14 protein-coding genes are annotated in these 22,556 nt (G+C 70.4%); 7 read left to right on the forward strand and 7 right to left on the reverse strand.

Features of this window, described 5'->3' with window-relative positions:
- Positions 1-64: 64 nt before the first annotated feature.
- The 3 genes from AB0G47_RS24895 to AB0G47_RS24905 form a co-directional block, all read right to left on the reverse strand.
- Positions 65-1,330 (reverse strand): MFS transporter, encoded by a 1,266-nt coding sequence (locus AB0G47_RS24895; RefSeq protein WP_360773816.1) that lies wholly within the window; start codon positions 1,328-1,330, stop codon positions 65-67.
- Positions 1,331-1,409: 79 nt separating this feature from the next.
- Complete coding sequence (locus tag AB0G47_RS24900; protein WP_360773819.1) at positions 1,410-2,264, reverse strand: hypothetical protein; 855 nt, start codon at positions 2,262-2,264, stop codon at positions 1,410-1,412.
- Positions 2,265-2,438: 174 nt separating this feature from the next.
- Complete coding sequence (locus AB0G47_RS24905; protein WP_360773822.1) at positions 2,439-3,047, reverse strand: TetR/AcrR family transcriptional regulator; 609 nt, start codon at positions 3,045-3,047, stop codon at positions 2,439-2,441.
- A gap of 18 nt (positions 3,048-3,065) precedes the next feature.
- On the opposite strand from AB0G47_RS24905, the gene AB0G47_RS24910 reads away from it, so the two are divergent.
- The 3 genes from AB0G47_RS24910 to AB0G47_RS24920 all read left to right on the forward strand — a co-directional run bounded on the left by AB0G47_RS24910 (position 3,066) and on the right by AB0G47_RS24920 (position 7,839).
- On the forward strand, positions 3,066-3,452 hold the full coding sequence (locus AB0G47_RS24910) for a Dabb family protein (protein WP_360773825.1): 387 nt from the start codon (positions 3,066-3,068) through the stop codon (positions 3,450-3,452).
- Positions 3,453-3,831: 379 nt separating this feature from the next.
- Positions 3,832-5,904, forward strand: a complete 2,073-nt coding sequence (locus AB0G47_RS24915; RefSeq protein WP_360773828.1) for a M4 family metallopeptidase — start codon at positions 3,832-3,834, stop codon at positions 5,902-5,904.
- 300 nt (positions 5,905-6,204) lie between these two features.
- Positions 6,205-7,839 carry a M4 family metallopeptidase gene (locus AB0G47_RS24920; protein WP_360773831.1) on the forward strand — a complete coding sequence of 545 codons (1,635 nt, stop codon included), beginning with the start codon at positions 6,205-6,207 and terminating at the stop codon, positions 7,837-7,839.
- A 97-nt stretch (positions 7,840-7,936) separates the two neighbouring features.
- On the opposite strand, the gene AB0G47_RS24925 is transcribed toward AB0G47_RS24920, so the two are convergent.
- The 3 genes from AB0G47_RS24925 to glgP form a co-directional block, all read right to left on the reverse strand.
- A complete protein-coding gene (locus AB0G47_RS24925) occupies positions 7,937-8,593 on the reverse strand; it encodes a hypothetical protein (RefSeq protein ID WP_360773834.1) in 657 nt (218 codons plus the stop codon).
- Between the two features lie 38 nt (positions 8,594-8,631).
- Positions 8,632-10,140 (reverse strand): DUF4246 domain-containing protein, encoded by a 1,509-nt coding sequence (locus AB0G47_RS24930; protein WP_360773837.1) that lies wholly within the window; start codon positions 10,138-10,140, stop codon positions 8,632-8,634.
- A gap of 115 nt (positions 10,141-10,255) precedes the next feature.
- Entirely contained in the window at positions 10,256-12,886 is a 2,631-nt protein-coding gene (glgP, locus tag AB0G47_RS24935; protein ID WP_360773840.1) for an alpha-glucan family phosphorylase, read from the reverse strand.
- Positions 12,887-13,113: 227 nt separating this feature from the next.
- Here glgP and AB0G47_RS24940 point away from each other — a divergent pair, with 227 nt between their 5' ends.
- On the forward strand, positions 13,114-15,678 hold the full coding sequence (locus AB0G47_RS24940) for a protein kinase (RefSeq protein ID WP_360773843.1): 2,565 nt from the start codon (positions 13,114-13,116) through the stop codon (positions 15,676-15,678).
- A 45-nt stretch (positions 15,679-15,723) separates the two neighbouring features.
- A complete protein-coding gene (locus AB0G47_RS24945) occupies positions 15,724-17,931 on the forward strand; it encodes a protein kinase (RefSeq protein WP_360773846.1) in 2,208 nt (735 codons plus the stop codon).
- Positions 17,932-17,937: 6 nt separating this feature from the next.
- Here the strand turns inward: AB0G47_RS24945 and AB0G47_RS24950 are convergent, their stop codons facing one another.
- Positions 17,938-18,381: a nuclear transport factor 2 family protein gene (locus AB0G47_RS24950; protein ID WP_360773849.1), complete on the reverse strand. Its 444-nt coding sequence runs from the start codon at positions 18,379-18,381 to the stop codon at positions 17,938-17,940.
- Positions 18,382-18,680: 299 nt separating this feature from the next.
- Between AB0G47_RS24950 and AB0G47_RS24955 the strand changes: the two genes are divergently transcribed.
- Together AB0G47_RS24955 and AB0G47_RS24960 are read left to right on the forward strand one after the other, a co-directional pair.
- Positions 18,681-19,895: a S8 family peptidase gene (locus tag AB0G47_RS24955; RefSeq protein WP_360773852.1), complete on the forward strand. Its 1,215-nt coding sequence runs from the start codon at positions 18,681-18,683 to the stop codon at positions 19,893-19,895.
- Between the two features lie 394 nt (positions 19,896-20,289).
- Complete coding sequence (locus tag AB0G47_RS24960; protein WP_360773855.1) at positions 20,290-22,458, forward strand: alpha-1,4-glucan--maltose-1-phosphate maltosyltransferase; 2,169 nt, start codon at positions 20,290-20,292, stop codon at positions 22,456-22,458.
- The last annotated feature ends 98 nt before the right edge of the window (positions 22,459-22,556 follow it).

Consider the following 22,556-nt stretch of genomic DNA (forward strand, 5'->3'; position numbering starts at 1 on the left):
GCTTTCCGGGGCGCGCTTACCGGGTCGCGCCTTCCGGGTCGCGCTTTCCAGGCCCTGCGACGCTTCACGCGGCCTTGGACAGGGTGGACCTGTCCAGCAGAGGTGCGGTCGTGTCGGGCTCCGTCACGGCCCCTCGTCCGTCGTGGCGCGGCCACAGGAGCAGGGCGCCGACGGTGCCCGCCCCTGCGAGGGCCGCGAGGACGGACCAGGCGAGCGCGAAGCCGGCGTTCGTGCCGAGCCATCCCGCGATGGGGTAGGTGATCAGCCAGGCCAGGTGCGACAGGGAGAACTGGGCCGCGAAGGCCCCGGGAATCGCGTTCGGCGCGACGGAGGCACGCAGGACCTTTCCGGTCGGTGTGACGACGAGCGCCATGCCGATGCCGATCACGGTCCAGTTGATCGCCGTACCGGTCCATGTGGTCAGGCCGGCCGTCATGAGACCGACCGCGGCGATCGTGCCGCCGAGGAGGACTCCGGCGCCGGTCACCATGACGGTGCGGGCGGTGATCCGGTCGAGGATGCGGGGAAGCGCGAGGGCCGCGAGGAGGGTTCCGCCGCCGGAGGCCGCGAGCATCCATGCGACGTCCGACTGCGAGCCGCCGAGCTCGTCACGCACGTAGTTGACGGTGTTGACGACGACGATCGACCCTGCCGCCGCGACCACGAGGTTGAGCGCCATGATGCCGCGCAGCCGCGGTGTCCTGAGGAAGGTCCTGATCCCTGCCGCTGCCCTGTCCCATGCCTTGGCGTGGGCGTTGGGGCGGGCGTCGGGGATGCGCGTCGACAGGACGAGGAGGGCGGAGACGGCGAATCCGGCGGAGGTGCCCAGGAAAAGCAGGTTGAAGCTCATGAACGCCAGGGCGACCGCTGCGAGTACCGGGCTGAGCAGGCTCTCCATGGTGTAGGCGACCTGGGAGGCGGACAGGGCGCGTGTGTAGTCGGATTCGTCCGTGACGATGTCGGGGATGACGGCCTGGAACGTCGGGGTGAATGCCGCGGATCCGGCCTGCAGCAGGCCGATCAGGACGTAGATGTGCCAGACCTCGGTGACGAACGGCAGCGCGAGGACCACTGCGGCGCGCACCACGTCGAGGAAGACCAGGAAGGCTCTCCTGGGGAGCCGGTCGACGTACGCGGCGGCGAGCGGGGCTATGACCACGTACATGACCATCTTGATGGTGAGAGCGGTGCCGAGGACCACGCCTGCGCGCGGTCCCGCGAGATCGTAGGCGAGCAGTCCGAGGGCCACTGTCGCGAGACCGGTGCCGAACAGGGCGATGACCTGGGCGCTGAACAGGTGGCGGTAGTCGCGGATGGCGAACAGGCTCATGGCGTGTTCCTTCCGGGTCCATGCGGCGGGGCACGGCCTCGGGGCGGAGTCCGTGCCCCCGCGAGCCGAGGCCCGCTGGTCAGTGGTGGTGTGCGTGGTGGTGGCTCGGGTGCTCGGCGGGTGCGGCCTGGGATGCCGTGTCCGAGCCGGGGCTCGTCGCGGTCCGCACCGTGAACTCGGCCGTCCGGACGACGCCGTCGTGCTGGAAGTCCAGGAACAGGCGGTAGGTGCCGACCGACGGCGCGGTCGCCGCGAAGGCGATCTCGGGCCCCGGCGCGGTGGTGCCGTCGCCGGGCTCGCCCTCCGGGTGGACGTGGAGGTAGCCCAGGTCGCCGACCCGCAGTGCCACCAGGTGTCCGTACGCGGCCAGGTAGGGCTGCAGATCGGTGACGGGCCGGCCGTTCCGGCTGACGGCGAGGGTCAGCTCGCTCGCCGCGCCGGGCAGGAGTTCGCCGTCGAGGGTGACGGTGAACTCGTCGGCCCGCGCGGCCCGGGTGACTTCGGGAAGCGGACGCGGGTCGTACTGCCCGGCGACCGCGACATCGATCCCCAGCGTCATGGTTCCGTCGTGGCCTGCCGGGTGGATGTCGGCGAAGAACCTCCAGTCCCCGGGTTCCAGGGCCAGTTCGACGCTCCAGGTGCCCTTCTCGTCCATCACGGGGTGCACGTGCTGGAACCCGGCCGTGTCGCGCCGGACGGCGATGAAGTGCAGCGCCTTCTCGTGCTCGGGCGTGAACTCGGTGACGGCCTGCCCGTCGGGGCCTATCACCCGGAAGGTGACCGGCTGGACGCCGCCGGTGACGATCGTCGAGTCGAGTTCGAGGGTGTACCCGTTCTCGGAGACCGACAGACCGCCGGGCGTGGCTCCGCCGTGGCCGCCGTGGCCTGCGTGCCCGCCGTGCTGGGACTGGTGGTGGCCGGAGTGGTTCTTCATGGCGTCTCCCTCGGTGTGATGCGCCTTCCGGCATGCCTTGTGGCGTGCCTTCCGGCGTTGCCCGTTGCCGGGACATCGATCATAACCATATACCCCCGGGGGGTATTCCCGGGTCAGAGAAAACCGCCGAACGAAATCTCGCGAGAGGAGCCGGCCCCAGCCCCTGCCGACCGCCTACGCCCCGTACGCCCGCAGGAAGGTGTCCGTCGCGGCGGCCGCCACCTCACGGACCTCCGCCGCCGGGACCTTGCGCGTGCCGAGCCGTGAGCGCGACTCCAGCGGGCCGGTGAGCAGCGCAAGGAACTGCTCGGCCGCCAGGGCGGGGTCGCACGGGCGCAGGCGTCCGGAGAGCACGAGCCGGGCAAGGCGGTCGGCGAGCGCGTCGCTCAGCCCGTCGGACGTACGCCCCTGGACGACATCGATCAGGTCGGGGAACCCGGCGACCTGCGCGTACGTCAGCCAGCGCAGCGCACGGGCGCGCTCGCCGCAGCACACCTGGAGCAGCCGGTACGCGCCGTCCTCCATGGCCGCGCGCAGATCGCCGCCGGGGTCGCGCATCCGCTCGACGGCGGCGAGGTTCTCGGCACGCACCGCGTCGGCCGCGGCCTCCATCGCGTGCCGGAAGAGGTTCTCCTTGTCGGCGAGGTGGTTGTAGACGGTCGGCTTGGCGACCCCCGCCTCCTCGGCGATCTCCTTCACGCAGGCCTGTGCGTAGCCCCGGCGGGCGAAGACGGTGAAGGCGGCCTCCAGGATCGCCTGCCGCTTGTCTGCCAACTCCGCCATGCGGCAAGGAGATTGCACGTGATCGTCAACATCCTGCGTTTCAGCTTCAAGGACGGCACGACCGAGGAGGAGAAGGCCGAGGTGCTGGCCGCGATGCGCCGCACCTCGACCGTCGATTCGGCGGCGTACGGGACGGTCGGCCAGGATCTGCGGCTGCCCGACGACGGCTTCACCCACACCTACTGCGTGGGCGTCGAGGACCTGGACGCACTGGAGCGGTACATGCACGATCCGGTGCACCTCGCCGGGGACTTCGTGATCATTCCGCACCTGGGGCGGCTCTCCGCGCTGCGGCTCTCCGACGACCCGGACCCCGAGCTGAGCGCGAAGGTGATGGCCCTGCACGAGAAGAAGGTCGAGAAGTACCCCGAGTGGGGCCAGTTGTTGAACTCGATCCCCAACTGAGCGTGCCACACGTCTAGTTCAGGGGCCAGATCCGGCCACCCGCCGCCCGACGCCGGGCAGGCGGTACAGGATCGAACAATTGAGGCAGTACCTGGGGCTGCCCTCGAACAAGAGGGCAGCCCCAGGGCCTGTCCGCCCGCTCCGCATATCGAACGTGCCCTACCGGGCAGCGGACCAGTTCCGGCCAACTATTGATGCAACCCTGACAAAGGGCCCGGCCTGGTGCCACTCTTCCCCTCAATTCGCAGCTCCACGTTCGATTCCCAGCTCCACGTTCTGCTGTTCTGCGCTCCACGTTCTGCCTTGTTCTGCCCGGACGGCACGACCGCGCCGCCCGGCCTCCCTGGCCGCGCACGCCGCGGCCACGCAGAAGGAGTCCGTGTTGAGATCCACCTCCCACAGATCCGCGTCCCGCAGATCCATCTCCTCCCGACGGGGTGCCGCAGCCGGTGCCCTGACCGCCGTCGCGGCGCTCATCGCGGTGGCCGTCCAGACCGGCCCGGCAACCGCCGACGACCCGGCCAAGGCGCCGTCCACCAAGGCGGCCGCCCCCAAGATCGGCAAGGCCGACCCGGGTTCGCTGCCGGCCAAGCTCTCCCCCGCCCAGCGCGCCGCGCTGATCAAGGACGCCAACGCCACCAAGGCGGACACCGCCAAGGACCTGGGCCTCGGCGCCAAGGAGAAGCTCGTCGTCCGTGATGTCACCAAGGACGGCGACGGCACGACGCACACCCGCTACGAGCGCACCTACGACGGAATGCCCGTACTCGGCGGCGACCTGGTGGTCGACGAGGCGAAGTCGGGGAAGACCGAGGGCGTCACCAAGGCGTCGAAGGCGCAGCTCAAGGGCATCGACACCAGCGCCGACGTGAAGGCGTCGACCGCCGAGAAGCAGGCGCTCGGGGCCGCGAAGGCCGAGGGGTCGAAGAAGACCGACGCGGACCGGGCGCCCCGCAAGGTCGTCTGGATGGCCAAGGGCGAGCCGACTCTCGCGTACGAGACGGTGGTCGGCGGGCTGCAGCACGACGGGACGCCGAACGAACTGCACGTCGTCACGGACGCGGCCACCGGCAAGAAGCTCTTCCAGTGGCAGGGCATCGAGAACGGCACGGGCAACACCCAGTACAGCGGTCAGGTCACCCTCGGGACGGCGCAGTCGGGGTCCAACTACACCCTGACGGACACCGCCCGGGGCAGCCACAAGACGAACAACCTCAACCGCGGCACCTCCGGCTCCGGCACGCTCTTCTCGGGCGCCGACGACGTGTGGGGCAACGGCCAGGCCTCCAACCTGGAGACCGCGGGCGCCGACGCCCACTACGGCGCCGCGCTGACCTGGGACTACTACAAGAACGTGCACGGCCGCTCCGGCATCCGCGGGGACGGCGTCGGCGCGTACTCGCGGGTCCACTACGGCAACAACTACGTCAACGCCTTCTGGTCCGACAGCTGCTTCTGCATGACGTACGGCGACGGCGCGGGCAACGCCAAGCCGCTGACGTCCATCGACGTGGCGGCCCACGAGATGACGCACGGCGTGACCGCGGCCACCGGCAACATGACGTACAGCGGCGAGTCCGGCGGTCTGAACGAGGCGACCTCCGACATCTTCGCGGCGGCGGTCGAGTTCAACGCCAACAACGCGCAGGACGTCGGCGACTACCTCGTCGGCGAGAAGATCGACATCCGCGGCGACGGCACCCCGCTGCGCTACATGGACAAGCCCAGCAAGGACGGCTCGTCCAAGGACTCCTGGTACTCGGGCATCGGCAACATCGACGTCCACTACTCGTCCGGTGTCGCCAACCACTTCTACTACCTGCTGAGCGAGGGCAGCGGCGCCAAGGTGATCAACGGCGTCTCCTACAACTCGCCCACCTCGGACGGCCTGCCTGTGGCCGGAATTGGTCGTGACAAGGCGTCGCTCATCTGGTTCAAGGCGCTGACGACGAAGTTCACCACGACCACCAACTACGCGGCGGCCCGCACCGGGACGCTCGCCGTGGCCGGTGAGCTGTACGGCACGACCAGCGCCGAGTACGCGGCGGTGGCCCACGCGTGGGCCGGCGTCAACGTCGGCTCGCGGCCCGGCGGCGGCGGTGGCACGGACTTCGAGAACACGACAGATGTCGCCATTCCGGACAACGGTGCGGCGGTGACCTCGTCGGTCAACGTCACCGGACGCACCGGCAACGCGCCCAGCGCGCTGAAGGTCGGCGTCGACATCGTGCACACCTGGCGCGGCGACCTGGTCGTCGACCTGGTGGCGCCGGACGGCACGAACTACCGCCTGAAGAACTCGAGTTCATCGGATTCCGCGGACAACATCGTGGCGACGTACACGGTCGACGCGTCGTCCGAGGTGGCCAACGGGACGTGGAAGCTGAAGGTTCAGGACGTGGCCGCGCAGGACGTCGGCCGCATCAACAGCTGGAAGCTGACGTTCCCGTAAGCCGACCGGGCCTCCCGCAGGCCACTTCAGGTCTTCTGTGAAATGAGAGACGGCGCCGCTCCGGGTGGTTCAACTCCCCGGAGCGGCGCACCCATGTCCGCCGCCTGTACGCCGTCGTTCGCATTGCGTACATGGACCTTCGCTCAACGGACCATTTCTGGCCAACCTATGGCCAAGGACCTGACATGAACCTGGCTCAACTGGCACTCTTCCCTCGCACGGCACACCAGTTCGCCCGCACCGCATCTTTCAGCCCGGACAGTCCCCATACCGTCCGGGCCCCCCACAGAAGGAGCATGCGTGACCCCCCACATATCCCGGAAGCGCTCAACGCTGGCCATAGCCACCGCTGTTGCCGCCGGAGCACTGCTCGCCGCCGGCCTGACCACCGGCGCGTCCGCACAGCCCGACCAGGCCGGCGCGTCCGCCGCGTCCCCGGTCTCGCTCTCCGCGCCGGCCCGCGCGGACCTGTTGCAGGACGCGAACGCCGACAAGGCAGCCACCGCCGAGAAGATCGGCCTGGGTTCCAAGGAAAAGCTCGTCGTCCGCGATGTCGTCAAGGACCGTGACGGCACCACGCACACCCGCTACGAGCGCACCTACGACGGCCTGCCCGTCCTCGGTGGCGACCTCGTCGTGCACGCCGCGAAGAGCGGCAAGGTCAAGAGCGTGACCAAGGCGGCCAAGGCCACCATCAAGGTCGCCTCCACCTCCGCGAAGATCGCGACCAAGTCGGCCGCGAAGTCCGCCGAGTCGACCGCCGCGAAGACCGGCGACACCAAGAAGGCGGACGCACAGGCGCCCCGCAAGGTCGTCTGGGCCGCATCGGGCAAGCCGGTCCTGGCTCACGAAACCGTGGTCACCGGCGTCCAGAAGGACGGCACGCCGAGCAAGCTGCACGTCATCACCGACGCGGCCACCGGCAAGAAGCTCTTCCAGTACCAGGCCATCGAGAACGGCGCGGGCCACAGCCAGTACAGCGGCAAGGTCGAGGTCGGCTCCAAGAAGGGCTCGAACGGCTTCGACCTGACCGACGACTCGCGCGGCGGCCACTCGACGTACGACCTCGACCACAGCGAGAGCGGCGAGGGCAAGATCGTCACGGACGACGACGACACGTGGGGCACCGGCAAGCCGGAGGACGCCCAGACCGCCGCCGTCGACGCCGCCTACGGCGCCCAGTTGACCTGGGACTACTACAAGTCCGTGCACGGCCGTGAGGGCATCAAGGGCGACGGCAAGGGCGCGACCTCGCGGGTCCACTACGGCAAGGCGTACGTCAACGCCTTCTGGGACGACAGCTGCTTCTGCATGACGTACGGCGACGGCGAGGGCGACAAGAAGCCGCTCACGTCGATGGACGTCGCGGCGCACGAGATGACGCACGGCGTCACCGCGGCCACCGCCAACATGGAGTACAGCGGTGAGTCCGGCGGCCTGAACGAGGCGACCTCCGACATCTTCGCGGCGGCCGTCGAGTTCAACTCGAAGAACGCCGAGGACGTCGGCGACTACTACGTCGGCGAGAAGATCGACATCAACGGCGACGGGTCGCCGCTCCGGTACATGGACAAGCCCTCCAAGGACGGCAACTCCCTGGACAACTGGAGCGAGGACGCGGGCAACGTCGACGTCCACTACTCGTCCGGCATCGCCAACCACTTCTTCTACCTGCTGTCGGAGGGCAGCGGCGCGAAGGAGATCAACGGCGTCAAGTACGACTCCCCGACCGCCGACGGCTCCAAGGTCGAGGGCATCGGGCGCGACAAGGCCGAGAAGATCTGGTTCAAGGCGCTGACGACGTACTTCACGACCACCACGCAGTACAAGGACGCGCGTGAGGGCACGCTGAAGGCCGCGACGGACCTCTACGGCGCGGACTCCGCCGAGGCCAAGGGCGTGGCGGCGGCCTGGACCGGCGTCAACGTCAAGTAACTCTCGTCAAGCAACTCTCTTTGCCGGGGCGGCACCCGGGGGGCCTTCCTCCCCCCGGGTGCCGCCTTTCCGCTCCCCTCGGAGCGTGCGACTCAACTCATTCCGTTCTCAGCTCGCGGCTTCCGGCCCGGTTCTTCGCGATGTTCCGTGTCTTCTTCGTGCGCGCCGACTCGGCTACCACGGCGAGTACCGCCGGCGACTTCGACCACTCGGCGAGGTGGCGCTGCATCCAGTCCGTGACCTCCGCCAGCTCGGCCGGTGTCGGTACGTGGCCGTCCTTGACGGACAGGTAGAACAGCCAGTCGTCGATGCGGCGGCGGATGAACTCGCGGTACGCCTCCGCCTCGAACTGGTCGATCTCCGGCAGCAGTTCGTCCGACCACTGCCGGAACTCGTCAGGACCGGTCACTTCATACGCGATCTCGTCCACGAGGGCGACCACCGCCGTCTTGGACCCCATTTCGTTGGGGTCGCGCAGGATCGTGGCCACGATCGCGCGGTCCCGGTCGCGGCTTTGCGAGGAAGCGATCACCGAGACGACGCGTAGGTACGCGGACGTTCGGGCGTGGTCGTCCGCGACGGCCTCGTCGACGTCCACGTCCACGATGCCGGCCTCCGCCAGCAACTCGGCCACATCGGAATGCAATGTCATCGCTTCGTCCCTACCGTGCTCCACCGCTTGTCGCTGCTCGGTGACGATGGCGTAGAAGCGGGCGTCCACTTCTTCGTCGGTGAGGTGTTGTGCGCCCGCCACCCGGGGGGCCTTCCTCCCCCGGGTGCCGCTTTTGGTGATCAGTGCTCGCAGAGGGAGAACTCCCGCTCGTAGAGCTGCTCGTTGTGTTCGTCGACGAAGAACTTGCGTTCCTGCATGAGTTGTTCGCGGTAGCTCTTGGCCTGTTCGAGCGTCATGGTCGAGGTCTCGGACCATGGCTGCTGCGGTGGCACATCGGATGTCGAGACGATCTTTTCCGACGGGTCGATCAGGAAGAACGCGAGAATTTTGCGATGCCCGGGACGGGTGGCGTCCGTGAGGCGGAACGAGCCGACGCGGTGTTGCAGGATGTTCGGGAATGCCAGGCAGCGGCCCGCCGGGGTCGCTGCCGATCCCAGCTTCTGGTTCAGTGCGTCTTCGTTCTCCAGGCCGTAGACCTCACGCATACCATTGTCGTCGTTCTGTTCGTAGTTCGGGTCGTCGAGTGCCGCCCGGAAACTCAGCCGGCTTTCGGTGATGTTCTCGCTGTCCCAGTAGTAAATGCCGGTCGAGACGATCCGCTCGTTCAGCATCCCCTCGACATGCCAGGAACCGCCGGCGTACTCCGGCTTGTCCGGAGTGAGCTGAATGGTGGCGAGTTTGACGATGACCTGGAGACTACGGCCGCGCAGGTCGAACCGGGCGGAGTCGTCGGGCGACTCGGGCGGGGTGAAGGCAGGGGCGTCCGGGATGACCGGGCAGCGGTTCTCCCACCAATCGTCCGCGGCCTCTTCGTAGGCACTGACGGCCTTGTCGTGGGCCTCGTCATCACTGAAGGAAGACCTGTCCGGATACTCCGGCTCCGAGTCGTACCACCCGTAAGGATCGGCCTCGATCCGCAGGGGCCGCGGATGGCGCAGATCGGTGAGTACGTTCTCGAACAGCGGTCGCAGGCGTGCGAACAAGTCCGGGAGGGCGGCGGCCAGTTCGCGATGCTTCTCGGGGTGGACGTTGTTGACGTACGAACGGAAGGCGACATCGCCGTCCTCACTGACGTCGACGTCCGTGGGAAGCCACTGGAACTTCTCGGAGAATTCGTGCCGCGAATAGCGGTCCGTCGGGTTGCGCCAAGCCCGCTCGGGCGCTCCACTCGCCTCGTTCACCAGGCAGAACAGCGAGGGATGCACCAGATCCAGTACCTGGCCTCCGGATCCGGGGTGCCAGTCCTTCTCCTCTTCGGGTACCTCTTCCAGAACCCGGACCGCCTCGCGCAGCCGGGATCGGAGCTCGTCGTCGACCAGGGTGTCCGACTGCCACACCCCGTCGACGGCGGACACCTCTATGCCGGTCTGTCCGTCGCGCAATGCGGCGTAATGGGCGAGTTCGGCAAGCACGTAACGGACTTGCGCCTCGGTGAGGCCCTGGGCGACCGCTTCTTGCGTCCACCTGGCGACGATGTCGGCGTCGTTCATCTTCTCGAACCACCCTGGCTTCGCCCGGATATGGGCGCTGCACTCCATCATCTGGAGTTCCCGCAGTGTTCGGGGTGTAGCGAACGATATGGAACGGGACGCTTGAAAGGGCAGCGGGAAAGCAGACAGGCCAGTCAATTCTCTTGGTCCTCCCGGTCGATGCATGGCGGCCGGAAGGATACTTCAGCGGACTGACAACGCAGCGGGAGTGACGGTCATGGCCCGCGATCACGGGCCGTACCGCCTCACCGCCTCACCGCATCAGCACCCCCGCTCCCTCCCCCATCCCCTCCGCCGGCACCGCCACCAGACCCAGCTCCGCCCCGCTGGCCAGCAGTCGATGGGACGGCAGGACGCGCACCGTATAGCCGAAGGACCCCGCGTGGTCGAGGGTCAGAGGGCCCTCGTAGAGGCGGCTGCCCTCCGGGGTTGGGGCGCCCACCGGCTTCAGCGGCACCGAAGCCGGATCCGCGATGTGGTCCTGCGGATCGACCCGCCCCGCGATCGCCTGCACCTCCACGTCGTCCGGCGTCAGCTCCCCGAGCCGCACCCGGACCCGCAGCGCGAGCGTCGAGCCGAGTTCGGCCGTCGCCCCGAAGGCGGACGCCTCGACATGGTCGACGGCGACCCGCGGCCACGCATCGCGCACCCGGGCCTTCCAGGAGGCCAACTCCCCTGCCGCGCCCACGTCAAGCGCCCGATGCGCCCGTGCGGCGGGGACGTACAGACCCTCCACGTAGTCACGGACCATCCGCCCTGCGAGGACCTTCGGGCCCAGCCGCGTCAGCGTCCGGCGGACCATCTCGATCCAGCGGTCGGGGAGACCGCCGGGACCCTGCTCGTAGAAGCGGGGCGCGATCCGGCGCTCCAGCAAGTCGTACAGCGCCGCCGCCTCCAGATCGTCCCGCCGGTCGTCGTCCGTCGCCGAACCGTCCGCCGTGGGAATCGCCCAGCCGAAGTCCGGCTCGAACCATTCGTCCCACCAGCCGTCCAGGACCGAGAGGTTGAGGCAGCCGTTCAGTGCGGCCTTCATGCCGCTCGTGCCGCACGCCTCCAGCGGGCGGAGCGGGTTGTTCAGCCAGACGTCGCAGCCGGGATACAGCTTCTGGGCCATCGCCATGCCGTAGTCCGGCAGGAAGACGACGCGGTGGCGCACCCGCGGGTCGTCGGTGAAGCGCACCAGCTCCTGGATGAGGCGTTTGCCGCCGTCGTCCGCCGGATGCGCCTTTCCGGCCACGACGATCTGGATCGGCCGCTCCTCGTGGGTGAGCAGATCCATCAGGCGGTCGCGGTCCCGCAGCATCAGGGTCAGGCGTTTGTACGAAGGGACGCGGCGCGCGAAGCCGATCGTCAGGACGTCCGGGTCAAGTACGTCGTCGATCCAGCCCAGTTCGGCGCTCGCCGCGCCACGGCCGCGCCACGAGGCGTAGAGCCGCCGCCTGACCTCCGTCACCAACTGCCCGCGCAGCTCACGCCGGAGCGCCCAGATGTCGGAGTCCTGGATCTCGGCGACGGCGTCCCAGCGATCCGAGCCGCCCACCGACAGGGCGTCCTCCGTCCGCTGGGCGCCGATCTGGCGTGCGCCGAGCCGGAAGACCTCGGGGGCCACCCAGGTCGGGGCGTGCACGCCGTTGGTGACGGAGGAGATCGGGACCTCGTCGGCGTCGAATCCCGGCCACAGGCCCGCGAACATCTCGCGGCTCACCTTGCCGTGCAGCGTGGAGACACCGTTGGCGCACCGCCCGAGGCGCAGGCCCATCACCGCCATGTTGAAGAGGTTGGGCTCGCCTCCCGGATACGTCTCCATGCCCAGGCGCAGTATCCGCTCGACGTCGATGCGGGGCAGCTCGGCGTCGGGGCCGAAGTGCCGGGCGACCAGTTCGCGGTCGAAGCGGTCGATTCCGGCGGGGACCGGCGTGTGCGTGGTGAAGACCGTGCCCGCCCTGACGGCTTCGAGCGAGGTGTCGAACTCGACGCCCTGCTCGGCCAGTTCATGGATCCGCTCCAGGCCGAGGAAGCCCGCGTGCCCTTCGTTGGTGTGGAAGACCTCGGGCTCCGCGTGCCCGGTGAGACGGCAGTACGCCCTTATGGCGCGCACCCCGCCGATGCCGAGCAGCATCTCCTGGAGCAGCCGGTGTTCGCTGCCGCCGCCGTAGAGCCGGTCGGTCACCTCGCGGGCGCCGGGGTCGTTCTCCTCGACGTCCGAGTCGAGCATCAGGAGCGGTACGCGCCCGACGCACGCCTGCCAGACGTGGGCGCGCAGCGAGCGGCCGCCGGGAAGCGCGATCGCGACCTGGCAGGGGCGACCGTCCGCCTCACGAAGGAGGGTCAGCGGCAGCTCGTTCGGGTCGAGCACCGGATAGGTTTCCTGCTGCCAGCCGTCGCGGGACAGGGACTGGTGGAAGTAGCCGTGCCGGTAGAGCAGCCCGACCCCGATGAGCGGCACCCCCAGGTCGCTGGCCGCCTTGAGGTGGTCGCCGGCCAGGATGCCGAGGCCGCCCGAGTACTGCGGCAGGGCGGCCGTGATGCCGAACTCGGGCGAGAAGTAGCCGACGCCGCTGGGCAGTTCACCGCCGCGCTCGGCTGCCTGCTCCTGGTACCAGCGGTCCCCGGTGAGGTACTCCCGCAGCCCGTCGGAGGCCTCCGCGAGGCGCCGCAGGAACGGCTCGTCATGGGCGAGGCGGCCGAGCCGCGCGGGCGGCACGCTGCCGAGCAGCCGCACGGGGTCGCCGCCGGACGCGGCCCACAGCTCGGGGTCGACGGCCTCGAAGAGGTCGCGGGTGGGTGTGTGCCAGGACCAGCGGAGGTTGCGCGCGAGCTCGGCGAGCGGGGACAGGGGGTCGGGAAGGGCGGGACGTACGGTGAATCGACGGATGGCCTTCATCACGGAGCACCTCTGACGGAGCGTCTGACGGGGCGTGTGTCGGGGCGTAAGTCGGGGGCGTTCGTACGTCGCGAATCGACGTGACGCATCGACGTTAGCGGGGCGCCGCCCCCGCGACCACGGCGCACAGGGCGCACGGTCCGAGCCGGCGGGTAACGTGGCCCGGCGGGGCGGAAGTTGACAGAGGCAACAGAGGCACAGGGGGGACGGGGCGGATGCTCGGGCGGTTGCGGGATTCCTCACCGCGGCGGATAGGTCCGTACACGACGCTGGCCAGGCTCGGCGCGGGCGGCATGGGTGAGGTGTTCCTCGCGCGGCCCGCCGCACGCACGGATTTCGGGGTCGCGGATCTCGTCGCCGTCAAGGCCATCCGGAACGAGCTGGCGACCGACGACACGTTCCGGCGGCGCTTCAGGCGCGAGGCGGAGGTCGCGGCCAGCGTCGAGGGCCCGTTCGTGGCACGCCTGGTGGCGAGCGACGCGGATGGCGAAGTGCCCTGGCTGGCAACGGAGTACGTCGCCGGGCCCACCCTCTCGCAGGCCGTGCGCGGACACGGGCCACTGCCCGCGGGCGCCGTCGCCGCGCTCGGGGCGGGCATCGCCGAGGCCCTGACGGTGGTGCACGCGGCGGGCGCCCTGCACCGTGACCTCAAGCCCGGCAACGTACTGCTCGGCGAGGAAGGCCCCAAGCTGATCGACTTCGGCGTGGCCCGGGTGCAGGCCGCCACGACGATGACCCGCTCCGGCCTGCTCGTCGGCACCCCCGGCTTCATGTCGCCGGAGCATGTGGCGGGCGGCAGGCATGTGGTGGCGGCGTCGGACGTGTTCTGTCTGGCCTCGGTGCTCGCGTACGCGGTGACGGGCGAGGACCCGTTCGGCGACGGGCCGATGGCGGCCGTCCTGTACCGGGTCTCGCAGGCGGATGCCCAACTCGGCGACATGCCGGTGGAGTTGAAGGACGTACTGACGGCGTGCCTGGCACGGGAGCCGGGCGGGCGGCCGGAGGCGGCGGAGCTGGCCGAGCGGTTCATCCGGCTCAGGGACGCGGCCACGGACGCCGACTGGCCCGAAGCGGTGCGGGAGCGGATCGGCGCGGCGCGGCGCGAGGCCGAGCGGCTCTGCGCATCGGGGCAGCCGCTGCTGCCGGAGCCGGTCGCCCCCGTGTGGCCCGAGCCCGATGCGGGGCGGCACCCGGCGACGGCTCTGGACCGGCCCGTGACGGCACCGGGCGCCCCGGACCATCCGCCGACGGCGCCCGCGGGCCCCGCCCCCGTCGGCGTACATCAACTCCCCACGATGAGCGGCTCACCCCCGCCCGCCGCACCCCCGCCCCGCCGCCGGGCGCCCCGCGCCCTGCTCGCCACCGTCGCGCTGGCCGTGGCGGCCGGGGCGCTGGGCGGGGCGCTTGCCGTGTGGGGACCCTGGGCCGGCGAATCCGGCGGCGGCAAGGACCCGGAGGGCAAGGGTCCCGGCTCGGCGGCCCCCGGCAACGTCGATCCGGGGCCGACCGATCCGGCGGCCGTGGCGAAACTGGTCGCGCGGGCGGGAGTCGACGACGCCGGCACGGCGGACCGCTCCGGTGTCGTGGACCAGGTCGCCGCTCAGCGGCCCAAGGGCTGGAAGAAGTGGCAGGCCAAGCTCGGCCATGCGCCCATGGACTGCGCCGCCGACACCGAGGCCATCGTGTGCCTGCTGACCAACGGCACGTACGAGGCGCTGAGCGCCGTCGACGGGCGGCGGCTGTGGACGTCCGGGAAGGTCGATGCGGAGGACGGCCCCGAAGAGGCCTATTACGCACCGAGCGGCGCGTTCTTCATGCCGGGGGACTCCCTGGCCCCGCAGGTGCGCGGCGGCAAGGCGGTGATCGCCCGCGACGGGGTCCTGCAGGTGCGCGACTCGACGACGGGCGAGGTCCTGTGGGACGCGCCGCCGCCGGACGGCGCGGGCGCCTTCACGCTGCGTCCGCTCCTGGGCGACGACACGCTCCTCGTCGGCATGGAGCATTCGTACATGGAGGAGGGCGCGACCGCTTCCCTGCACGCGTACGACCTGGACGGCGGACGCCCGCTGTGGGACGAGCAGTTGGGCAGGCCGCTGACCGCCCAGGTCGACATCCACCGCTACGCCCTGCGGGCCCTGCGGGACGGCGTGGTCTACGCCGACGAGGATGGCGGCATCGCGGCGTACGACGTACGGACCGGCGATCGGCTCGGCCAGTCCGGCAGCGAGTGCGGGGATGTGCTCGCGAGCGAGACGGACGTGCTGTGCACGACGTCCGACGGCGAGGGCTCCGGGGGCAACGCGCCGGCGCCCCTCGTGAAGGTGCTGCAGCTCGACCCCCGCACCCTCAAGGAGTCGAGTGAGGCCTTCCGTTACCCGCGGCCCGATGGCGACGAGCGGGCGCCCGGTCTCACGGCGGCGAACCACGCGCTCGCGGTCGCCGTGGACCCCGGCAAGAGCAGCGTGATCGTCAACGACGAGGGCACCGGAGAGGTCCTGCGCTCGGCGAAGCTGCCCGGGGGCAATGTGCCGTCATCGGCACCGATGATCCTCGGCCGCCGCGTCGTGTACGCGGACAGCGAGGCGCTCTTCACGCTGCCGCTCAACAGCGGCGACGGCAGGCCCGTCCGGCATCCCGTGCCCGGTGCGCCCGGCGACCGGGCCGAGCCACCGCCGAACGTCAACGGCTCGGTCATCGCGGAGACGCTGCGCGCGCCGTCCGTCCTGGCCTTGGGCGGCATCGCGCATGTCATCTACGACGAGGGCAAGATCTCGTCGGTCGCACTTCCCTGACTCACCGGCTGAGTCACCGGCTGAGTCACCGAGTTGAGGAGTCCCATGCTCGACGCCCTGCCGCCGGGCCCGGCCCGCCGCATCGGCCCCTACCGGCTGCTCGCCCGCATCGGCGCGGGCGGCATGGGCGAGGTGTTCCTCGCGCGGCGGGAGGACGGCGGACCCCTGGTCGCGCTCAAGGCCGTACGCCAAGAGCTCGACCTGGGCCTCGACGACGCGTTCCGGGTCCGCTTCCGGCGGGAGCTCGCGGCGGCCCGCGCGGTCACAGGACCCTTCACGGCCGCGCTCCTTGACGGCAACGCGGACGCCGAACTCCCCTGGCTGGCAACGGAGTACGTGCCGGGGCCTTCCCTCGCCGACACCGTCGCGCGCTGCGGCCCGCTGCCGCTGCCGGCGGTCCGCGCGCTCGGCGCGGGGCTCGCCCGCGCGCTCGCGGCCGTGCACGAGGCGCGGATCCTGCACCGTGACCTGAAGCCCGGCAACGTACTCCTGACCCCCGAAGGCCCCCGCCTCATCGACTTCGGCATCGCGCAGGCCTTCGAGGCGACCGCCCTGACGGCGACGGGCATGCTCGTCGGTACGCCGGGCTTCCTCGCCCCGGAACAGATCGACAGCTCCAGCACGGTCGTCCCCGCGTCGGACGTCTTCTCGCTCGGCGCCGTCCTGTGCCATGCGGCGACGGGGCGTGGCCCGTTCGACGACCCGGAGCTGGCCTCGGTCATCTTCCGCATCTCGCAGGGCGACGCGGATCTCTCCCGGGTCCCGGAGGAGCTGCGCGGTGTCGTCGCGCAGTGCCTGGACACCGCTCCGGAGCGCCGTCCCGCACCGGCCGCGCTCGCCGAGCGCCTCGCCGCCCCCGGGAGCGGCGGTCCTTTCCCGTGGCCGCCCGAGGTGCTCGCGCTCTTCGCCGAGTACCGCTCCGCCGCCGCGGCGTTCGCGCCACCGGCCCTGGGGGCGTTCGGCCCCGCGCCCGACCTGCGGCGGCGACGCCGCCGCTGGCCGTGGATCGCGGCGGCGGGGGTCACGGCGGCGGTGACCGTGGCGGCGGTCGTGCTGCCGGGCGGGTCGTCGGAGCCGCCCGCGGACACCGGGAAGCAGTCGCCCGGCGGAGGATCCGCCGCCGCTCCCCCCGTCGTCAGGACGTACGGAAACCAGGGCCGCTCCGGAGAGCTCGGCACCTCCGCGGTCACCCCCTCCGCGCTGCCCGACGGCTGGCGGCCCTGGTCCCGGAAGAAGCCCAAGGGCGTAAACGACATGGGCAGCGGTTGCGTCCTCGCGCGGTCCACGCTCGTGTGCCGGGACGGCTGGGGCGCCGCGACGGCCATGGACGCGGCGACCGGCGAGGACCGCTGGACGTCCCCCGGCTTCAAGGGCGAGATACAGGGCATCCAGGAGAACCCGCCCGAGACCGACGGCGAACGCGTCTTCGTCCCCGGTGAGCTGGGCGTGATCGGCGTGGACCTGAAGGACGGCGGGGAACTGTGGCGCCGCAGGGCTCCCGCGTACGCGGCCGTACTGTCCGTGGCGTACGCGCGGGGCGTGCTGTACGTCGCCGAGTTCAACGCCCAGACCGCGCCCCGGCCGTACACGACGACGATCCGGGCCCGGCGCGCGGCGACCGGCAAGCAGCTGTGGGAGACCACGGTCAACGGCAAGGCCGACGGGCTGCTCGTCCGGGGCGGCACGCTGTACTCGGCCCTGGAGCAGAACGGTGCCGTCGCCCTGTCCACCAGGAACGGCGACGAGACGGCGCGGGTCAACAGGCCGCGCTGCGGAGAGCTCATCGGCCACGGCGACGCGGTGCTGTGCTGGTCGCACGACCTGGCCGGGGTGAGCGTCCTTGACCCGGACACCCTCGCCGTGCGCCGCACGATCGGAGCCGCCAAGCCCGAGACCGCCCCCGTCGTCGGCGCGAAGGGCGTCCTGGTCATCGCCCATGACGACAGGACGGTCGAGCTTCCGGACCGGCTGACCGCGTACGACTGGAAGACCGGCAAGGAACTCTGGGACGTCGCGGCGGGCGACACCCCCACCGCCCTCGCGCTCTCCGGTGACCGGCTGCTGTCCGTGGGCAATTACTGGGTCCGCACGGTCCCCCTGAGCGGCGACCCGGAGGGCGTCACCCGCCGGTCCGTCCCCCTCACCGACGCCACGGAGCTGGAGGGCATCACCCTGACCACGCCGCTCTACCTCGGCGGTGCGGTCTTCGCGGAGTCCAGCGAGGGCCGGATGGTCTCGGGCCGCGCCCTGTGACCGCCGTCAGGCGCCGGTAGCCGCCGCGATCGCCGCCGTGTCCCAGTAGAACGGCCACACCTCGGCGATCCGCCCGTCCCGCACCGTGATCGACTGCAGTACGGGGAAGTCGAGTTCGCGTCCCGTGGCGCGGGCCCGCGCGTGGACCTCGCTGCGGACGAAGACCGTGTCCCCCGCGGCGAAGAACTCCTGCTCGCCGATCTCGAAGGACTCCCACGCCTCGGCCATGGCGAGGAAGAACCGCACCATCCCTTCGTGGCCGCGCCAGGTTCCGCCGTACGGGAGCGCGTCCGCCTGGTGCAGGACGACGTCGTGTGCGAAGTACGGGGCGAGCGGCTCGAAGGAGGCCTCGCCGGGGCCGCCGGCGCCCAGGTAGCGGGACTCCGCCTCGTACATGGCGGTGAGGACGGCCACCGGGTCGGTTTCGGACGCTGTCGGCTGGGTGTTCATGCCGCAAGCGTGACCTCCCCGGCAGGCACACCGCTGGCGGACATCGGACGTCGACCTGCGACAACACGCACCTCAGCGTTCCGCTCGGGTGGACCGTACCCGCACTCGTCCGAAAATCGCCGCAACCCTCACACCACCCCCACGGGCGGCATGGCCGATTCCCCCACGTCGTGTGGTCTTGTAGGGCCTCACAGCTCACGAGAGGCTGCCAAGTGGCGCCCGCGGAGGATACGGGGAACCCGGCAGTCACCGGTCCAACTCCTCGGGCCGCACGTCAAGTTGGGGAGGGAAGCCAGCGTATGACTTTGTCGCGAACGAAGCGTCTGCGGTGGGCGGGAGCCGTCACCGCCGCCACCACGGCAGCGGTGCTTTCGGCCATCACGCTGCCCGCGCACGCAGCTCCGGCCGAGGCCCCGCTGGGGCAGATACTCGGCGCCGGGGAGCCCGGTTCCATCAGCGGCAGTTACATCGTCACACTCAAGGGAGGGACAAAGGCCCCGTCAGAGGCGGGCAAGGGCATAGCCGAGAAATACGGGGCAAAAATAAGCCACACCTACAGCACGGCGCTCAACGGCTACGCGGTGAAGGCGGGTTCGAAGGAGGCCAAGCGGCTCGCGGGAGACGCGGACGTCGCCTCCGTCGTCCAGGACAGCACGGTGTCCCTGGACCACACCCAGAAGAATCCGCCGTCCTGGGGCCTGGACCGGATCGACCAGAGGGACCTTCCGCTCGACAAGTCCTACACCTGGCCCGAATCCGCGGGTCAGGGCGTGACGGCGTACGTCATCGACACCGGAATCCGCAGCACGCACACGGACTTCGGCGGGCGTGCGAGCAGCGGCTGGGACTTCATCGACAACGACGCCACCGCGCAGGACGGCAACGGCCACGGCACGCATGTCGCCGCGACCGTCGCGGGCGGGAAGTACGGCGTGGCCAAGAAGGCGAACGTCGTGGGCGTGCGCGTCCTCGACAACGCGGGCTCGGGGACGACCGCACAGGTCATCGCCGGCATCGACTGGGTCACCAAGAACGCGAAGAAGCCGGCCGTCGCGAACCTGAGCCTCGGCGGCTCGGCCAACGTCCAGTTGGACGCCGCCGTGCGCAACTCCATCGCGTCCGGCGTCACTTACACGGTCGCGGCGGGGAACGACGGGCTTCCCGCGTTCCTGTCCTCGCCGGCCCGCGTGAAAGAAGCGGTCACCGTCGGCGCGACCGACATCAAGGACGCCAGGGCGAGCTTCTCCAACTGGGGTGCCAGCCTTGACCTGTTCGCTCCCGGCGTGGGCATCACGTCGGCGTGGAACACGGGCGACAGCGCCACGAACACCATCTCCGGTACGTCGATGGCCGCGCCGCACGTGGCGGGCGCGGCGGCGCTGTACCTCTCCGACCACGCGGCGGCCGCACCGGCCGAGGTGAGCAAGGCGCTCACCGACCGCGCGGTCCCGGGCAAGGTCACCGGCAGCGGCCTCGGCTCCCCGAACAAGCTCCTGCAGGTCAACAACCCGTAGGACACGGCACATCCCCGGACCGGCCCCGCCTCGATCGGCGGGGCCGGTCTTATGTGCGCCCGGCATGTGCCCCCGTCCTCCAGAGCGTCCCGAGTCGGCCAGACATCGCCATTCGCCGTGCCGCCGGTCTTGTATGAGGCCTTACGCACTAGTAGTGCTGCATCACACCGGGGGATGACCCCCGGACCCCCAGCCGGACAAGCAGCCCCGGTCCGCGGCCACAAAGCGCTCTTCCCTACGCCCCGGGTCTTGTATGAGGCCTTACGCACTAGTAGTTAACAAAGCGCCGGATTGCCCACCCGAAAACCGTGGGAAGGCTCCCCCGGTACGCACACAGCAGAACCCTCCACACCCCCGTATCCGCCCCACTCACGTAACGCGGACAGGAGTGGTCATGCCCTCAACCCGCCCGCCGGCGAAGGCCCCGGCGAAGGCCCCCAAGAAGGTGCCCAAGAGCCGGGAGGACCCGGCGGCACAGCAGGACCCGGTCCCACAGGAGGACGCGCCGCCCGGCCGCATACCCGTGCTCGACATCGCGCCGCAGGTGCACGGCGGGCGCAGGCCCGCCAAGGCCGTGGTCGGTGAGACCTTCCAGGTCACCGCCACCGTATTCCGCGAAGGGCACGAGGCGGTCGCCGCCAATGCCGTGCTGCTCGACCCCGAGGGGCGCGCGGGCCCCTGGACGCCCATGCGCGAGCTGGCCCCCGGCACCGACCGGTGGGGTGCGGACGTCACGCCGGACGCGCCGGGGAACTGGACGTACCGCGTCGAGGCGTGGGGCGACCCCGTCACGCAGTGGCGGCACCACGCGCAGATCAAGATACCGGCGGGCATCGACACCGAACTCGTCCTGGAGGAAGGCGCACGCCTCCACGAACGCGCCGCCGCCGGAGCCCCGTTGAGCAAGGGCCGCCGCGCCACCCTGCGCACCGCCGCCGAGGCCCTGCGCGACACCGCACGCCCCGTCGCGGCCCGGCTCGCCGCCGCGCTGACCCCGGAGGTCGACGCGGTCCTCGCCCGGTATCCGCTCCGTGAGCTCGTCACGGAGTCGGAGCCGCTGCCGCTGCTGGTGGAGCGGGAGCGGGCGCTTTTCGGTTCTTGGTACGAGTTCTTCCCGCGCTCGGAAGGTGCCGTCGTGCGCGAGGGCGAGCCCCCGGTCTCGGGAACCTTCCGCACGGCGGCCGAGCGGCTGCCCGCGATCGCCGAGATGGGCTTCGACGTCGTGTACCTGCCGCCGATCCACCCCATCGGGACCACCTTCCGCAAAGGGCCCAACAACTCCCTCTCCCCCGGCCCGCACGACGTCGGCGTACCCTGGGCGATCGGCTCCCCCGAGGGCGGCCACGACGCGGTCCACCCCGACCTCGGCACGCTCGACGACTTCGACGCCTTCGTACGCCGGGCAGCCGGCCTGGGGCTCGAAGTCGCCCTGGACTTCGCGCTGCAGTGCTCCCCCGACCACCCCTGGGTGGACAAACACCCCGAGTGGTTCGCGCACCGCGCCGACGGGACCATCGCGTACGCCGAGAACCCGCCGAAGAAGTACCAGGACATCTATCCGCTGGCCTTCGACCGTGACATGCCGGGCCTGGTCGCCGAGACCCTACGTCTGCTGCGGTTCTGGATGGACCACGGCGTGCGTATCTTCCGCGTCGACAATCCGCACACCAAGCCTGTCCTCTTCTGGGACGAGGTGCTCACCGACATCAGGCGCACCGACCCGGACGTCATCTTCCTGGCGGAGGCGTTCACGCGCCCCGCGATGCTGCGCACCCTCGCGGCGATCGGCTTCCAGCAGTCGTACACGTACTTCACCTGGCGCAACGAGAAGGGTGAACTGACCGACTACCTAAGGGAGTTGTCGGGCGAGACCGCGCATTACCTGCGGCCGAACTTCTTCGTCAACACCCCCGACATCCTGCACGCCTACCTCCAGGACGGCGGCCGCCCCGCCTTCGAGGTGCGCGCCGTGCTCGCCGCAACCCTCTCGCCGACGTGGGGCGTCTACAGCGGATACGAACTGTGCGAGAACGCCCCGGTACGGGCCGACAGCGAGGAGTATCTGAACTCGGAGAAGTACCAACTGCGGCCGCGGGACTGGCAGTCGGCGACACTTTCCGGCTCCACCATCGCACCCCTCATCAGCACGCTGAACCGCGTACGGCGCGCCAACCCCGCCCTGCGCCAACTGCGTGACCTGCACTTCCACTCCGCCGACCAGGAGGCGGTGATCGCGTACTCGAAGACGGTCAGAGACCCGGACGACCCGGACGGATCGAACACGGTTCTGGTGGTCGCCAACCTCGACCCCCACCACACCCAGGAGGCCACGGTCTCGTTGGACATGCCGGAACTCGGCCTCGACTGGCACGAGACCGTGCCGGTGCGCGACGAGCTCACCGGCGTGACCTACCACTGGGGCAGGACCAACTATGTGCGTCTTGGCCCGGGCGGCGCGCACGTGCTGCTTGTCGGCCGGGGGTCCGGGGGTTGTCCCCCGGGAGAGCACAGCAGGTTCTTGCGACCGTCCTCACCGTTGATCGGAGGGTCACCCACACCATGATCATCAATGAGCCCGTCCAGGACACCTTCGAGGACACACCCGCGAAGGACCGCGACCCCGAGTGGTTCAAACGCGCCGTGTTCTACGAGGTCCTGGTC

The organism is Streptomyces sp. NPDC021622 (assembly GCF_040640795.1).
Lineage (GTDB): Bacteria > Actinomycetota > Actinomycetes > Streptomycetales > Streptomycetaceae > Streptomyces.

Excerpts from the sequence above, each read along its gene's own strand:
- AB0G47_RS24895 (WP_360773816.1), bottom strand. The coding sequence starts at position 1,330 with ATGAGCCTGTTCGCCATCCGCGACTACCGCCACCTGTTCAGCGCCCAG.
- AB0G47_RS24900 (WP_360773819.1), bottom strand. The coding sequence starts at position 2,264 with ATGAAGAACCACTCCGGCCACCACCAGTCCCAGCACGGCGGGCACGCA.
- AB0G47_RS24905 (WP_360773822.1), bottom strand. The coding sequence starts at position 3,047 with ATGGCGGAGTTGGCAGACAAGCGGCAGGCGATCCTGGAGGCCGCCTTC.
- glgP (WP_360773840.1), bottom strand. The coding sequence starts at position 12,886 with ATGAAGGCCATCCGTCGATTCACCGTACGTCCCGCCCTTCCCGACCCC.
- AB0G47_RS24945 (WP_360773846.1), top strand. The coding sequence starts at position 15,724 with ATGCTCGACGCCCTGCCGCCGGGCCCGGCCCGCCGCATCGGCCCCTAC.
- AB0G47_RS24950 (WP_360773849.1), bottom strand. The coding sequence starts at position 18,381 with ATGAACACCCAGCCGACAGCGTCCGAAACCGACCCGGTGGCCGTCCTC.
- AB0G47_RS24955 (WP_360773852.1), top strand. The coding sequence starts at position 18,681 with ATGACTTTGTCGCGAACGAAGCGTCTGCGGTGGGCGGGAGCCGTCACC.
- AB0G47_RS24960 (WP_360773855.1), top strand. The coding sequence starts at position 20,290 with ATGCCCTCAACCCGCCCGCCGGCGAAGGCCCCGGCGAAGGCCCCCAAG.